General features: G+C 42.0%; 6 protein-coding genes, 4 tRNA genes and 5 rRNA genes. 5 read left to right on the top strand and 10 right to left on the bottom strand.

All coding sequences use genetic code 11. The annotated features are described in order from the left end of the window. Positions 1-33: 33 nt before the first annotated feature. On the bottom strand, positions 34-627 hold the full coding sequence (locus tag AAEU33_RS06810; protein WP_345991606.1) for a PadR family transcriptional regulator: 594 nt from the start codon (positions 625-627) through the stop codon (positions 34-36). Positions 628-878: 251 nt separating this feature from the next. Here AAEU33_RS06810 and AAEU33_RS06805 point away from each other — a divergent pair, with 251 nt between their 5' ends. The 5 genes from AAEU33_RS06805 to AAEU33_RS06785 all read left to right on the top strand — a co-directional run bounded on the left by AAEU33_RS06805 (position 879) and on the right by AAEU33_RS06785 (position 5,474). Further along, entirely contained in the window at positions 879-1,961 is a 1,083-nt protein-coding gene (locus AAEU33_RS06805; RefSeq protein ID WP_345991604.1) for a cupin domain-containing protein, read from the top strand. A gap of 36 nt (positions 1,962-1,997) precedes the next feature. Continuing rightward, on the top strand, positions 1,998-2,885 hold the full coding sequence (locus AAEU33_RS06800) for a fumarylacetoacetate hydrolase family protein (protein ID WP_345991602.1): 888 nt from the start codon (positions 1,998-2,000) through the stop codon (positions 2,883-2,885). A 23-nt stretch (positions 2,886-2,908) separates the two neighbouring features. After that, positions 2,909-3,412, top strand: a complete 504-nt coding sequence (locus AAEU33_RS06795) for a DinB family protein (protein ID WP_345991600.1) — start codon at positions 2,909-2,911, stop codon at positions 3,410-3,412. Between the two features lie 35 nt (positions 3,413-3,447). Further along, positions 3,448-4,740, top strand: coding sequence for an MFS transporter (locus AAEU33_RS06790; protein WP_345991598.1), 1,293 nt, complete (start codon positions 3,448-3,450; stop codon positions 4,738-4,740). A 62-nt stretch (positions 4,741-4,802) separates the two neighbouring features. Continuing rightward, positions 4,803-5,474 (top strand): hypothetical protein, encoded by a 672-nt coding sequence (locus AAEU33_RS06785; RefSeq protein WP_345991596.1) that lies wholly within the window; start codon positions 4,803-4,805, stop codon positions 5,472-5,474. Positions 5,475-5,651: 177 nt separating this feature from the next. On the opposite strand, the gene rrf (AAEU33_RS06780) is transcribed toward AAEU33_RS06785, so the two are convergent. The 9 genes from rrf (AAEU33_RS06780) to AAEU33_RS06740 form a co-directional block, all read right to left on the bottom strand. Next, a 5S ribosomal RNA gene (rrf, locus tag AAEU33_RS06780) occupies positions 5,652-5,760 on the bottom strand. Positions 5,761-5,976: 216 nt separating this feature from the next. Beyond that, positions 5,977-8,726: ribosomal RNA gene (locus AAEU33_RS06775) — 23S ribosomal RNA — on the bottom strand. A 154-nt stretch (positions 8,727-8,880) separates the two neighbouring features. Continuing rightward, positions 8,881-8,957, bottom strand: a tRNA-Ala gene (locus AAEU33_RS06770). Positions 8,958-9,042: 85 nt separating this feature from the next. Continuing rightward, positions 9,043-9,116: transfer RNA gene (locus AAEU33_RS06765), tRNA-Ile, on the bottom strand. A gap of 214 nt (positions 9,117-9,330) precedes the next feature. Beyond that, a 16S ribosomal RNA gene (locus AAEU33_RS06760) occupies positions 9,331-10,845 on the bottom strand. 1,459 nt (positions 10,846-12,304) lie between these two features. Further along, positions 12,305-12,413: ribosomal RNA gene (gene rrf, locus AAEU33_RS06755) — 5S ribosomal RNA — on the bottom strand. A 216-nt stretch (positions 12,414-12,629) separates the two neighbouring features. Then, a 23S ribosomal RNA gene (locus AAEU33_RS06750) occupies positions 12,630-15,380 on the bottom strand. Together the 16S, 23S and 5S rRNA genes with 4 tRNA genes alongside form the textbook arrangement of a ribosomal RNA operon. Positions 15,381-15,534: 154 nt before the next feature. Continuing rightward, positions 15,535-15,610, bottom strand: a tRNA-Ala gene (locus tag AAEU33_RS06745). Positions 15,611-15,695: 85 nt separating this feature from the next. Beyond that, a tRNA-Ile gene (locus tag AAEU33_RS06740) sits at positions 15,696-15,769 on the bottom strand. Positions 15,770-15,968 lie beyond the last annotated feature (199 nt).

Raw genomic sequence — 15,968 nt, 5'->3', positions numbered from 1 at the left:
TTAGGAAAATCAGAATATTTACCTAACAGGCTTTTACAAATCATTTTCTGAAAAAAAAGAATAGGCAAATTGTCGGATTCGTTTTGCCTGTTCAACCTCAAACCTTGCCTTGGCAGCAATTTCCCCATAAGCAAAAGCACGCGCCATCTGAATTTTTTTAAACTTCTCTTTTGGAGTAGATTCCGATCTCATTTTCATCAGCTTGTACTCATTGGTTTGTATTTTATAGGTAGCTTCTTCAAGCTGGCGTGCTCTTTTTTCAAATTTTTCAATATGTTTATCTATCACAGAAAGTGCCTGTTCTAACGTACACTTTTCCATGTAAGAAGACCAAAGTAAAAAAGGCTCCCGAATGGGGATATATTGAATATCATCCTGAATCCAATCATCAAGCTCTTTTCGACCGTTGTCGGTAAGGGTATACTGTTCCACATTCATTTTTTCTCCCCTGATACTATTTTCAGTTTCTACCAGGTTGCTCTCTTTCATACTTTTAAGAGCATTATAAATCTGGCTAGCTGTAGCACTCCAAAACGGAACTACTGAAGTACTCAAATTTTGAGCAATTTCGTAACCTGTCATAGGGGCTATTTCCAACATAGACATAATGATGTGTTTGGTCGACATACAGATGTTTTATACAAATATACTCATTACAATTCTATTTTTTTATCAACCTCAAAATATTACTTTAAATACTATTTAAAAATAATAATACAAAAAGAATGCATTATCAAAATATTTAAATTTATTCAAATTTAATTTGGAAAATTCATTTATTTATATCTAAATTTAACATCACCATATTATTTACATCATAAAAGCAATAATCCATATTTTACAAAAACAAAGTAAAATAATATCATAAATACTATATTATGAAAGAAAAAGCAGCGTTATACTCCAAACTAAAAGAACAAAATCTAGTTCCTCTTTGGCTTGTCGAGCAAGATGTATTACCGCTACGGCCTAATCCGGCTGCAATCCCCTGGCTTTGGAAATGGGATCAACTTTATGAACTGGCAGCAGCTTCCGGAAAGCTCGTAAATCTTGAAGAAGGAGGGGACCGACGTGCTTTAGGATTAAGCAATCCAGGGCTTAATGGAAAACCTTATGCCACTGAAACTTTATGGATGGCATTACAATGGTTAAATGGTAAAGAGATCGCTCCTCCACACCGCCATATTTCACAGGCCTCAAGATTCATTATCCGAAGCGAGGGTTCTTATAGTACAGTTGAAGGAAATAGAATCTTTTTGGAAAGAGGAGATTATGTACTTAATCCCCCCATGCTGTGGCACGACCATGGCTCTACCAATGATAAACATGCGATCTGGTTAGACGCTTTAGACATTCCGCTTACCAACTATCTCAATGCCAATTTTTTTGAATCCTACCATTTGGATCAACAGGAAATAACCAAAAAAATGAATGCGTCTGTACTGAAGCATGGCAATGGTAATTACCGTCCTTTATGGGAACCTTCTAATAATGAATATCCTCCGGTATCAGTTTTTAAATGGAAAGACACCCTAAAAGCACTTAATGATCTTAAAGAAGCAGATGAAGCGAGTCCTTATGATGATGTTGCCCTGGAATACGTTAATTCATTCAATGGAAAGGCAGTCATGAAAACCTTTGGTGCATCAATACAAATGATCCGTCCTAAAGTACATACCAAAGCCCATCGTCATGTTTCCAGCAATGTATACTATGTTTTTGAAGGAAATGGCTATTCAGTGATAGATGGGGTACAATTTAACTGGTCGGAAGGGGATTTCTTTGTGATTCCTACCTGGGCCTATCATGAACATTGTAACATTTCAGAGGATTCTGATGCAATCCTATTCTCCGTAAATGATACCCCGCTGATGCAGACACTCGATAAATACAGAGAAGAACCTTATCTCGAAAACGATGGTTATCAAACCGTTCGCGAAGTCTTTAAAAGTCCTCTCTAATTCTTCTAATCAATTTAAAATTTTAAAATACATCCAATGAAATTATTAATGTTTACCGTGGGCTCTTCACAGCCCAAATTCGGGGCTTTTGTTCAGGAAAAAATCATTGATCTTAATGAAATTGCCCGCCTGGCAAAGCTTTCCCTGCCTCCCAGTATACAAGAATCTCTAAAAAGCAGTTCCGGATTATCAGATGCTGAAAAAGTTATCGCATATGCTGTGGCAAACTGGAATCAACTTCCGGAAAATGCGATTTGGAAAGAAGATCAGATTGAATGGCTTCCTATAGTAGGATCTCCCGAAAAAATTGTATGTGTGGGACTGAATTATAAGCACCATATTATGGAAATGAAAAGAGAAATGCCTTCCACACCTGTATTATTTGCTAAAATGGCAACGACATTAAACGGACATAGACAAGATGTTCCGTATATAGACCTTTCTAATTCTTTAGATTATGAAGCCGAAATGGCTGTTATTATCAGTAAAAAAGGGAAAAATATAAAAAAAGAGAACGCCTTGGACTATGTAGCTGGGTATTCATGCTTTAATGATGTAACAGTACGTGAATATCAATTTAGAACTATTCAGTGGATGCAGGGAAAAAACTTTGATGGACATGGACCTATAGGCCCTATGCTGGTAACCCCCGACGAAATAGAAGATCTTGCTGCTTCCAGAATTACCCTTCGACTCAATGGAGAAGTAATGCAGGAGTCTTTTATTGGTGATCTCATTTTTGATGTTCCCACCCTTATTGAAGCTATATCAGAAATCATGACCCTGAATCCCGGAGACATCATCGCCACTGGCACTCCCTCTGGTGTCGGATTTGGGAGAACTCCAAAAGTATTCATGCAAAGAGGAGATGTAGTGGAAGTAGAAATTACCAATATCGGCTTGCTACAAAATACGATTAAATAAATACGATTCTTAAAACATAAATCATGAGCAATACAACATTAACTCTTGAGGAGATCAAGGAATCTCTTCAACATTCCCAAAAAAAATTTCTGAATCTGTTAGACGAAGTTGTTCCCATACAAAAGCTATATATAAGGCCTTCGAGCGAAGAGTGGTCTTGTGGTATTGTATTCTGGCATATTGGTGAAGCCCGGATTTTCTTTGTAAACGAAATTCAAAAAGTATTGGATGATCCTTCTATTTCTATTGGTAGAAAAATGGATAATCCAATTCGTTTAGCCAATATAGAAGAAGCGGATAAGACTCAACCATCACCAACAGAAATCCGGGACAGGTTGGAAAAAAGCTATACCGAAATTACTCGTTTATTTGAAAAGCTGACCCCTTCCGACCTAGAAAAGGAAATTCAGCATATGAATCCTAAATTCGGATTAATGAAGCTTAGGGATTTTATTGATCATTTTATCGTTGAGCATGATGCTATCCACGTTGCCCAAATTAACAGGGTCGTGAGTCAGATCAACTAGGGATATACTATATTCACATAAAAAATAAAACTTATATGGACTCTCAAATTTCTGAGCATAAAAGGCTGGGGCAAACCCAGCCTAATTATGCACTACTATTACTGACTCTGGTATTTGCGCTAGGGTTATTGGACCGGGTAATTTTCAATGTACTTTTGGACCCTATCAGAGAGGAATTCCACCTATCAGACACTGTGATGGGTTTATTATCAGGCTTCGCTTTCGTTGCATTTTATTCTGCCATGACCTTTCCCGTTGCAAGACTTGCCGACCGATATAACAGAAGGAATATTGTGGTTACAGGACTTACTATATGGAGTGCCATGACTGCTTTTAGCGGACTTGTGGCTAATACTCTTCAGCTTACTATTGCCAGGATCATGGTTGGCTTTGGAGAGTCAATGGGGTCTGCTCCTGGTCATTCTCTTCTTTCCGATTTTTTCCCGAAAGAAAAGCGTCCTAAAGCTTTCAGCATTTATTCCGGAGGTCTTCACATTGGAATACTGTTAGGCTATATCATTGCTGGTCTTGTAGGCCAAATGTTGGGATGGCGTTATGCCTTCTTTTTTGCCGGAGCACCAGGACTTATACTTGCTCTCATTATCCGTTTAACAATGAAAGAACCATTACGAGGCAGCTCAGAAGAACATTACAAACTAAAAGAGCTTGGAATTCCTTTAAAAGAAGCCCTTAAAGACATTTTTAGCCGGCAAAGTTATCTTCTTGTACTCATCGCAACCACGATGGGAGCTTTCGTGATTTATGCATTAAGTACATGGGAAGCAACTTTCCTCAGAAGAATTTATCACTTTAATGGAAAACAAATAGGATTGATTGTAGGAGTGGTGAAAGGGGGAACGGGTCTTGCAGGTGCCTTTCTTGGAGGATGGCTTTCTAATACCTTTGGAAAGAAAGATTATAAATATATCTTACAAATCCCAGCTATAGCAACATTTTTATGTGCCGCCTTTTCTCTTGTATTCCTATTTTCCACAAATGCTGCTATGGCCATTATAGGACTCGGTATGACAACATTTTTTCTCGCATTTCATATTGGAGTATCGTGGGGTGTAGCTCAGACAGTCACACGTGTTGAAGTACGTACACTGGCTGCCGCAATATTAACCATTTCCTGCAACTTTATCGGTCATGGATTTGGCAGTTCTGTCCCAGGCTTTTTCAATGATCTTTTGTCTGAAACATATAGTGTTAATGCCATACGCTATTCATTGTTATCTGCAACAGGTGTAGCATGGCTAGCAAGTATCATTTATTGGAAAGCTTCAGGGCTTCTAAGAAAAGACATTAATACAATAGAACAAAGATAGATTTATTCTTACTGTTTTTGATACAACCTATTTTAATTGTTTATTTTAAAACTTATATCTCTATGCTTTATTCGTATAAAAAAAATTTCAGCTATTGCCTTTTACTTTTATCATACTTATTTCACGCACAAATCACCAATGATAGTATCCCATCTCCACCGATAATTCAAACAGAGATTGATGCAGGTTATAGAAAAATACTACTGTCCACAATTGTTACAAAAAAAATTGATAGACAGAAGAAATTTAATTTTCTTAACATAACAGCTGTACACAGCTTCTATACTAAAGATGATCGCCGTTTTGATGAAGTATTTAGTAATATGGCTGTAACCTATAATTACGCAGGTCCTTTTGCGGCGGGTGCCGGAATGAAATTCGTTAATACTACCGGAATTACTCCTTTTCTAACAGCACAATATTCCAAACGTACTCCAAGATTATCCGCTATAATACTTCTTTCTTACATGGTAATCAATATTCCTTTGCGGGAAGCTATTGTAATGATCAATTATCGGTATCCAATCAATCGAGATTATCAGCTCTTTACCCAGCTACTGGCCACTACCAGCTGGTTAGATTTTAAACTACACCGTAGAAGTCAGCAACAATTTCGGATAGGATTGGACAACAAAGCCTTTCAATATGGACTTGCTATAGATTTTGATCAGTATGGCTTAAATCCTGTAACCAAAACCAATGTTGGATTGTTTCTTCGAAAAGAGTTTAGATAGCTAGCATTAATAATAAATGATGATTGATGAATGATCTTTTATCATTTATCATTCATCACTGATCATTTATCTTTTATTGCTATGGTAGGGTATGGTAGGTATAGATATGTATAGGTATAGGTATAGGTATAAAACAAAAAAGTCTCATACAAATTCATGTATGAGACTTTTAATAAAAACTGGCGGCGACCTACTCTCCCGCTTGTCGCAGTACCATCGGCGCTGGTGGGCTTAACTTCTGTGTTCGGAATGGGAACAGGTGAGCCCCACCGCTAAAACCACCCTAAAGAAGGTATATAAGATATCAGAGGATAGATTTCAGATTTCAGACCTATTATAAAGTCTCTTATCTGATGTCTTGTATCTGACATCTGTTTTATCGGTAAATTTCATCACAAAGGCAAAACCAGTATTGCACTTATAAGGCCTGAGCTATGATTGATGGTTGATAAATGATGATTGATAATCATTCATCGCTTATTACTTATCATTCATAATAATAGGCTATAAATCTACGGGTAATTAGTACTACTCGGCTATGCTGTTACCAACTTTACACCTGTAGCCTATCAACGTGGTCATCTCCCACGACCCTTAAAAGATGTCTCATCTTGAGGCGAGTTTCGCACTTATATGCTTTCAGTGCTTATCTCTTCCAAACATAGCTACTCAGCGGTGCACCTGGCGGTACAACTGATACACCAGAGGTTTGTTCAATTCGGTCCTCTCGTACTAGAATCAAGCCCTCTCAAACATCTAACGCCCGCAATAGATAGAGACCGAACTGTCTCACGACGTTCTGAACCCAGCTCGCGTGCCACTTTAATGGGCGAACAGCCCAACCCTTGGGACCTTCTCCAGCCCCAGGATGTGACGAGCCGACATCGAGGTGCCGAACCTCCCCGTCGATGTGAGCTCTTGGGGAGACTAGCCTGTTATCCCCGGAGTACCTTTTATCCTATGAGCGATGGCCCTTCCATACGGAACCACCGGATCACTATGTCCTGCTTTCGCACCTGATCGACTTGTAGGTCTCACAGTCAAGCACCCTTATGCCATTACACTCTACGCACGGTTACCAAGCGTGCTGAGGGTACCTTTGAAAGCCTCCGTTACTCTTTTGGAGGCGACCACCCCAGTCAAACTACCCACCACGCAATGTCCTTCCTAAAGGAAGTTAGGCTCCAAGTAAGTAAAGGGTGGTATTTCAACGTTGACTCCACAAACACTAGCGTGCCTGCTTCATAGTCTCCCACCTATCCTACACATTACTTACTCAAAGTCAATACGAAGTTATAGTAAAGGTTCACAGGGTCTTTTCGTCCCATTGCGGGTAATCGGCATCTTCACCGATACTACAATTTCACCGAGCTCGTGGCTGAGACAGTGCCCAGATCGTTACACCATTCGTGCAGGTCGGAACTTACCCGACAAGGAATTTCGCTACCTTAGGACCGTTATAGTTACGGCCGCCGTTTACTGGGGCTTCAGTCAAACGCTTCGCTTACGCTAACGCCCTTCCTTAACCTTCCAGCACCGGGCAGGTGTCAGACCCTATACAGCATCTTTCGATTTAGCAGAGTCCTGTGTTTTTGATAAACAGTCGCCTGGGCCTCTTCACTGCGGCCACCATTGCTGATGGCGTCTCTTCTTCCGAAGTTACGAGACTATTTTGCCTAGTTCCTTAGCCACGACTCACTCGAGCACCTTAGGATTCTCTCCTCGACTACCTGTGTCGGTTTTGGTACGGGTTGCTTCACTTCGGCTTTTCTTGGAAGCACTTTCCCTGCAGCAGCTTCGCCCGAAGGCTAGGCCTTGACTATTCCGTCAGTCTCCAGCAGGTACGGCACTCCGTCCCCTTTTAGTGTGAGCAAGTATGGGAATATTAACCCATTGTCCATCCACTACCCCTTTCGGGTTCGCGTTAGGTCCCGACTAACCCTCAGCTGATTAGCATGGCTGAGGAAACCTTAGTCTTTCGGTGAGGGGGTTTCTCGCCCCTTTATCGTTACTTATGCCTACATTTTCTTTTCTGTCCGCTCCACAATACCTCACGATACTGCTTCGGCGCAAACAGAATGCTCCCCTACCAGATGTACATTGTACAAATCCATAGCTTCGGTAATATGTTTATGCCCGATTATTATCCATGCCGGACCGCTCGACTAGTGAGCTGTTACGCACTCTTTAAATGAATGGCTGCTTCCAAGCCAACATCCTAGCTGTCAATGCAGTCCAACCGCGTTGCTTCAACTTAACATATATTTGGGGACCTTAGCTGTTGGTCTGGGTTCTTTCCTCTCGGACATGGACCTTAGCACCCACGCCCTCACTGCTGATCAACATTTATTAGCATTCGGAGTTTGTCAGGAATTGGTAGGCGGTGAAACCCCCGCATCCAATCAGTAGCTCTACCTCTAATAAACTTATAATCAACGCTGCACCTAAATGCATTTCGGGAGTACGAGCTATCTCCCAGTTTGATTGGCCTTTCACCCCTACCCACAGGTCATCCGAAGACTTTTCAACGTCAACCGGTTCGGTCCTCCACTCTGTGTTACCAGAGCTTCAACCTGCCCATGGGTAGATCACAAGGTTTCGCGTCTAATCCTACTAACTATACGCCCTATTCAGACTCGCTTTCGCTCCGGCTCCGGACCTGAAGTCCTTAACCTCGCTAGTAAAATTAACTCGTAGGCTCATTATGCAAAAGGCACGCCGTCACCCAACTTGTGGGCTCCGACCGCTTGTAGGCGTACGGTTTCAGGTTCTATTTCACCCTTCTATTCGAAGTGCTTTTCACCTTTCCTTCACAGTACTTGTTCACTATCGGTCTTTCAGGAGTATTTAGCCTTGGAGGATGGTCCCCCCATATTCAGACAGGATTTCACGTGTCCCGCCCTACTCATTTATCATCTATATATACCTTTCGAATACCGGGCTATCACCGTCTATGGCCGCACTTTCCAGTACGTTCTTCTAAATATATAAAGACTTTTGGGCTAATCCGCTTTCGCTCGCCACTACTTACGGAATCTCTTCGATTTCTTTTCCTCCGGGTACTTAGATGTTTCAGTTCTCCGGGTTTGCTCCTCTTACGAGGTAATACATCTTCAATGTATTGGGTTGCCCCATTCGGACATCTGCGGATCAATTCGTGTGTGCCAATCCCCGCAGCTTTTCGCAGCTTACCACGTCCTTCGTCGCCTCTGAAAGCCTAGGCATCCGCCATACGCCCTTAACGATTTCTTTCCTATTTTTAGGTTACTCAAGCACTTATAAGTGCTCGGTTTTCTCTTTGTGATGTCTTTACCGTTAATGTCAATGATCGTATTTCTACTTCTGATCTAATTCGCAAATATTGTTTTTGGCTCTATCTGCTTTTTTAAAATTAAACCATCTATGATGGTGGAGAATAAGGGAGTCGAACCCTTGACCTCCTGCGTGCAAGGCAGGCGCTCTAGCCAGCTGAGCTAATTCCCCTCTAGTAGACTTCAGATATCAGATCCTAGATCTCAGACTTAATGTCTCATGTCTTATATCTGATGTCTTCCCGTCTTATAATTAGTAGTCTCGGGCAGGCTCGAACTGCCGACCTCTACATTATCAGTGTAGCGCTCTAACCAGCTGAGCTACGAGACTTTGTTTTAGATGTTAGATTTTAGATATCAGATGTTAGACTAATCTCTAACTTCTAATTTCTAACTTCTTTTCTAAATCTCTTCCCTTTACTAATTTCTAGTGGGTGTTGTATTTTTTTTATATATCAACCAAATAAAAAACTAAAGCTTCTCTTTAAGTAAGTACATGATACATTTAAGTACCGTTATTTTGTTTAACGTTCTTCAACGCTCTAAAATGAGATGTTCCAGCCGCACCTTCCGGTACGGCTACCTTGTTACGACTTAGCCCTAGTTACCTGTTTTACCCTAGGCAGCTCCTGTTACGGTCACCGACTTCAGGTACCCCAGACTTCCATGGCTTGACGGGCGGTGTGTACAAGGCCCGGGAACGTATTCACCGCGCCATGGCTGATGCGCGATTACTAGCGATTCCAGCTTCATAGAGTCGAGTTGCAGACTCCAATCCGAACTGAGACCAGCTTTCGAGATTAGCATCCAGTCGCCTGGTAGCAGCCCTCTGTACTGGCCATTGTATTACGTGTGTGGCCCAAGGCGTAAGGGCCGTGATGATTTGACGTCATCCCCACCTTCCTCTCTACTTGCGTAGGCAGTCTCACTAGAGTCCCCAACTGAATGATGGCAACTAGTGACAGGGGTTGCGCTCGTTGCAGGACTTAACCTAACACCTCACGGCACGAGCTGACGACAACCACGCAGCACCTTGAAAAATGTCCGAAGAAAAGCCTATTTCTAAGCCTGTCATTTCCCATTTAAGCCTTGGTAAGGTTCCTCGCGTATCATCGAATTAAACCACATAATCCACCGCTTGTGCGGGCCCCCGTCAATTCCTTTGAGTTTCAAACTTGCGTTCGTACTCCCCAGGTGGCTAACTTATCACTTTCGCTTAGTCTCTGAATCCGAAAACCCAAAAACGAGTTAGCATCGTTTACGGCGTGGACTACCAGGGTATCTAATCCTGTTCGCTCCCCACGCTTTCGTCCATCAGCGTCAGTTAAGACATGGTAACCTGCCTTCGCAATTGGTGTTCTAAGTAATATCTATGCATTTCACCGCTACACTACTTATTCCAGCTACCTCTACCTTACTCAAGACCCGCAGTATCAATGGCAGTTTCATAGTTAAGCTATGAGATTTCACCACTGACTTACGAGTCCGCCTACGGACCCTTTAAACCCAATAAATCCGGATAACGCTTGCACCCTCCGTATTACCGCGGCTGCTGGCACGGAGTTAGCCGGTGCTTATTCGTATAGTACCTTCAGCTACCCTCACGAGGGTAGGTTTATCCCTATACAAAAGAAGTTTACAACCCATAGGGCCGTCATCCTTCACGCGGGATGGCTGGATCAGGCTCTCACCCATTGTCCAATATTCCTCACTGCTGCCTCCCGTAGGAGTCTGGTCCGTGTCTCAGTACCAGTGTGGGGGATCACCCTCTCAGGCCCCCTAAAGATCATTGACTTGGTGAGCCGTTACCTCACCAACTATCTAATCTTGCGCGTGCCCATCTCTATCCACCGGAGTTTTCAATATCAAATGATGCCATCTAATATATTATGGGGTATTAATCTTCCTTTCGAAAGGCTATCCCCCTGATAAAGGTAGGTTGCACACGTGTTCCGCACCCGTGCGCCGCTCTCTAGATCCCGAAAGATCTATACCGCTCGGCTTGCGTGTTAGGCCTCCCGCTAGCGTTCATCCTGAGCCAGGATCAAACTCTCCATTGTATGTTTGTCTGACTCACTCAAAGTTTTGACGCTTTAGTTTTTCCTTACTTGGTTGTTATATTGTATTTCAATGATCTCTCTTCTTCCGCTTTTCTCTAAAGCTTTTTTCTGTCGTTTTTGCTTTAGATTTGCGAGTGCAAAAGTAATTAATGTTTTTGAACTGACCAAATGTTTTTGAAGAAAATTTTAAAGTTTTTTCTGTAACCTTAATCCCTCTCTAACACTTATCTCAATCTTACTCCGCGCTCCCTTAATTGGGACTGCAAAGATACAAACTTTTCTCAATTTTCAAAATAAATTATTATTTATTTTTTTAAATCTTCGTTTATAATTACTCTCTTCTGCGCTACCTATTATCTCTCGTTTTCAGTGGGGCAAAAGTACACCTTATTCATCACATAATCCAAATCATTTTATACTTAAATTCATATTTAGTTCATATTTGATCTTAACTCGCTGATAAGCAAGCTTAAAAATTTTGGTCCTTTTTTCTGGGTTTAGAGTGATAAAAGCAAAAACATAGGAGAAAACTGCTATAACAAGGAAAAGGAAAAAAATAAAAGCTATAAAATGAAGGGTTTCCTATGGAAAAATGGAGGGTTGAGACAGGAAAAAGAGGAAGTAGAAAGGGAAAAGTAAGGAGAAAAATGGAAAATGAAGTGCTGAAAAGTAAAGAAAAAAATATCTGACTAAAAAAAGACTGCAATAAATTCGCTTTAAACACAACAAAAAATATGATGTAGCATTTTATAAGATCAATAAGTATCAATTAATTCTTTATTCTTTATTCTTTATCATTATGCCGATATTAAAGTATAGATCATATTATATCTGTATTGCTCGAGATGGCAGGATAAAATCTGGGAGTTCAAATTTCCTAGGATTTAGATCCTGTTCCTAAAGGAAAGCTTTTTTATCAATTGCAATATACTATTGGGATATCTTTATTCCAGATAAGGTCATTCTTCCAGGCATATATTCATTAAGCTGGTACGCAATAACAATGTGGAATAATTATAATTGATAAGAGATTATTAATAATTGATGATTAAAACCTAAAAGTTGAAAATTAAAAATGGAACGTTTTTAAGTTGGCTAAACCCACTATGATTTTGGAGGCTATTATTGGAGGGGGCTAAAGCCACCTCTATTGATGAAAACTTGTAAAAGAATAAAGAGCCTAAAGTAGTAGTAGTAGTAGTAGTAGTAGTAGTAGTAGTAGTTGTTGTTGGCGGCGGCGGAGTAAAATACAAAGACCTACTAACTATGAATGATAAATGATGATTGATAGTTGATGATTGATAATTGATGGATGATCTTTTATCATTTATCATTCATCACTGATCATTTATCTTTTATTGCTATGGTAGGGTATGGTAGGTATAGATATGTATAGGTATAGGTATAGGTATAAAACAAAAAAGTCTCATACAAATTCATGTATGAGACTTTTAATAAAAACTGGCGGCGACCTACTCTCCCGCTTGTCGCAGTACCATCGGCGCTGGTGGGCTTAACTTCTGTGTTCGGAATGGGAACAGGTGAGCCCCACCGCTAAAACCACCCTAAAGAAGGTATATAAGATATCAGAGGATAGATTTCAGATTTCAGACCTATTATAAAGTCTCTTATCTGATGTCTTGTATCTGACATCTGTTTTATCGGTAAATTTCATCACAAAGGCAAAACCAGTATTGCACTTATAAGGCCTGAGCTATGATTGATGGTTGATAAATGATGATTGATAATCATTCATCGCTTATTACTTATCATTCATAATAATAGGCTATAAATCTACGGGTAATTAGTACTACTCGGCTATGCTGTTACCAACTTTACACCTGTAGCCTATCAACGTGGTCATCTCCCACGACCCTTAAAAGATGTCTCATCTTGAGGCGAGTTTCGCACTTATATGCTTTCAGTGCTTATCTCTTCCAAACATAGCTACTCAGCGGTGCACCTGGCGGTACAACTGATACACCAGAGGTTTGTTCAATTCGGTCCTCTCGTACTAGAATCAAGCCCTCTCAAACATCTAACGCCCGCAATAGATAGAGACCGAACTGTCTCACGACGTTCTGAACCCAGCTCGCGTGCCACTTTAATGGGCGAACAGCCCAACCCTTGGGACCTTCTCCAGCCCCAGGATGTGACGAGCCGACATCGAGGTGCCGAACCTCCCCGTCGATGTGAGCTCTTGGGGAGACTAGCCTGTTATCCCCGGAGTACCTTTTATCCTATGAGCGATGGCCCTTCCATACGGAACCACCGGATCACTATGTCCTGCTTTCGCACCTGATCGACTTGTAGGTCTCACAGTCAAGCACCCTTATGCCATTACACTCTACGCACGGTTACCAAGCGTGCTGAGGGTACCTTTGAAAGCCTCCGTTACTCTTTTGGAGGCGACCACCCCAGTCAAACTACCCACCACGCAATGTCCTTCCTAAAGGAAGTTAGGCTCCAAGTAAGTAAAGGGTGGTATTTCAACGTTGACTCCACAAACACTAGCGTGCCTGCTTCATAGTCTCCCACCTATCCTACACATTACTTACTCAAAGTCAATACGAAGTTATAGTAAAGGTTCACAGGGTCTTTTCGTCCCATTGCGGGTAATCGGCATCTTCACCGATACTACAATTTCACCGAGCTCGTGGCTGAGACAGTGCCCAGATCGTTACACCATTCGTGCAGGTCGGAACTTACCCGACAAGGAATTTCGCTACCTTAGGACCGTTATAGTTACGGCCGCCGTTTACTGGGGCTTCAGTCAAACGCTTCGCTTACGCTAACGCCCTTCCTTAACCTTCCAGCACCGGGCAGGTGTCAGACCCTATACAGCATCTTTCGATTTAGCAGAGTCCTGTGTTTTTGATAAACAGTCGCCTGGGCCTCTTCACTGCGGCCACCATTGCTGATGGCGTCTCTTCTTCCGAAGTTACGAGACTATTTTGCCTAGTTCCTTAGCCACGACTCACTCGAGCACCTTAGGATTCTCTCCTCGACTACCTGTGTCGGTTTTGGTACGGGTTGCTTCACTTCGGCTTTTCTTGGAAGCACTTTCCCTGCAGCAGCTTCGCCCGAAGGCTAGGCCTTGACTATTCCGTCAGTCTCCAGCAGGTACGGCACTCCGTCCCCTTTTTAGTGTGAGCAAGTATGGGAATATTAACCCATTGTCCATCCACTACCCCTTTCGGGTTCGCGTTAGGTCCCGACTAACCCTCAGCTGATTAGCATGGCTGAGGAAACCTTAGTCTTTCGGTGAGGGGTTTCTCGCCCCCTTTATCGTTACTTATGCCTACATTTTCTTTTCTGTCCGCTCCACAATACCTCACGATACTGCTTCGGCGCAAACAGAATGCTCCCCTACCAGATGTACATTGTACAAATCCATAGCTTCGGTAATATGTTTATGCCCGATTATTATCCATGCCGGACCGCTCGACTAGTGAGCTGTTACGCACTCTTTAAATGAATGGCTGCTTCCAAGCCAACATCCTAGCTGTCAATGCAGTCCAACCGCGTTGCTTCAACTTAACATATATTTGGGGACCTTAGCTGTTGGTCTGGGTTCTTTCCCTCTCGGACATGGACCTTAGCACCCACGCCCTCACTGCTGATCAACATTTATTAGCATTCGGAGTTTGTCAGGAATTGGTAGGCGGTGAAACCCCGCATCCAATCAGTAGCTCTACCTCTAATAAACTTATAATCAACGCTGCACCTAAATGCATTTCGGGAGTACGAGCTATCTCCCAGTTTGATTGGCCTTTCACCCCTACCCACAGGTCATCCGAAGACTTTTCAACGTCAACCGGTTCGGTCCTCCACTCTGTGTTACCAGAGCTTCAACCTGCCCATGGGTAGATCACAAGGTTTCGCGTCTAATCCTACTAACTATACGCCCTATTCAGACTCGCTTTCGCTCCGGCTCCGGACCTGAAGTCCTTAACCTCGCTAGTAAAATTAACTCGTAGGCTCATTATGCAAAAGGCACGCCGTCACCCAACTTGTGGGCTCCGACCGCTTGTAGGCGTACGGTTTCAGGTTCTATTTCACCCTTCTATTCGAAGTGCTTTTCACCTTTCCTTCACAGTACTTGTTCACTATCGGTCTTTCAGGAGTATTTAGCCTTGGAGGATGGTCCCCCCATATTCAGACAGGATTTCACGTGTCCCGCCCTACTCATTTATCATCTATATATACCTTTCGAATACCGGGCTATCACCGTCTATGGCCGCACTTTCCAGTACGTTCTTCTAAATATATAAAGACTTTTGGGCTAATCCGCTTTCGCTCGCCACTACTTACGGAATCTCTTCGATTTCTTTTCCTCCGGGTACTTAGATGTTTCAGTTCTCCGGGTTTGCTCCTCTTACGAGGTAATACATCTTCAATGTATTGGGTTGCCCCATTCGGACATCTGCGGATCAATTCGTGTGTGCCAATCCCCGCAGCTTTTCGCAGCTTACCACGTCCTTCGTCGCCTCTGAAAGCCTAGGCATCCGCCATACGCCCTTAACGATTTCTTTCCTATTTTTAGGTTACTCAAGCACTTATAAGTGCTCGGTTTTCTCTTTGTGATGTCTTTACCGTTAATGTCAATGATCGTATTTCTACTTCTGATCTAATTCGCAAATATTGTTTTTGGCTCTATCTGCTTTTTTAAAATTAAACCATCTATGATGGTGGAGAATAAGGAGTCGAACCCTTGACCTCCTGCGTGCAAGGCAGGCGCTCTAGCCAGCTGAGCTAATTCCCCTCTAGTAGACTTCAGATATCAGATCCTAGATCTCAGACTTAATGTCTCATGTCTTATATCTGATGTCTTCCCGTCTTATAATTAGTAGTCTCGGGCAGGCTCGAACTGCCGACCTCTACATTATCAGTGTAGCGCTCTAACCAGCTGAGCTACGAGACTTTGTTTTAGATGTTAGATTTTAGATATCAGATGTTAGACTAATCTCTAACTTCTAATTTCTAACTTCTTTTCTAAATCTCTTCCCTTTACTAATTTCTAGTGGGTGTTGTATTTTTTTTATATATCAACCAAATAAAAAACTAAAGCTTCTCTTTAAGTAAGTACATGATACATTTAAGTACCGTTATTTTGTTTAACG

Origin of the sequence: Chryseobacterium sp. Chry.R1 (assembly GCF_039645525.1) — a bacterium.
GTDB lineage: Bacteria > Bacteroidota > Bacteroidia > Flavobacteriales > Weeksellaceae > Chryseobacterium > Chryseobacterium proteolyticum.
This window is presented reverse-complemented; position numbering and strand designations above follow the sequence as displayed.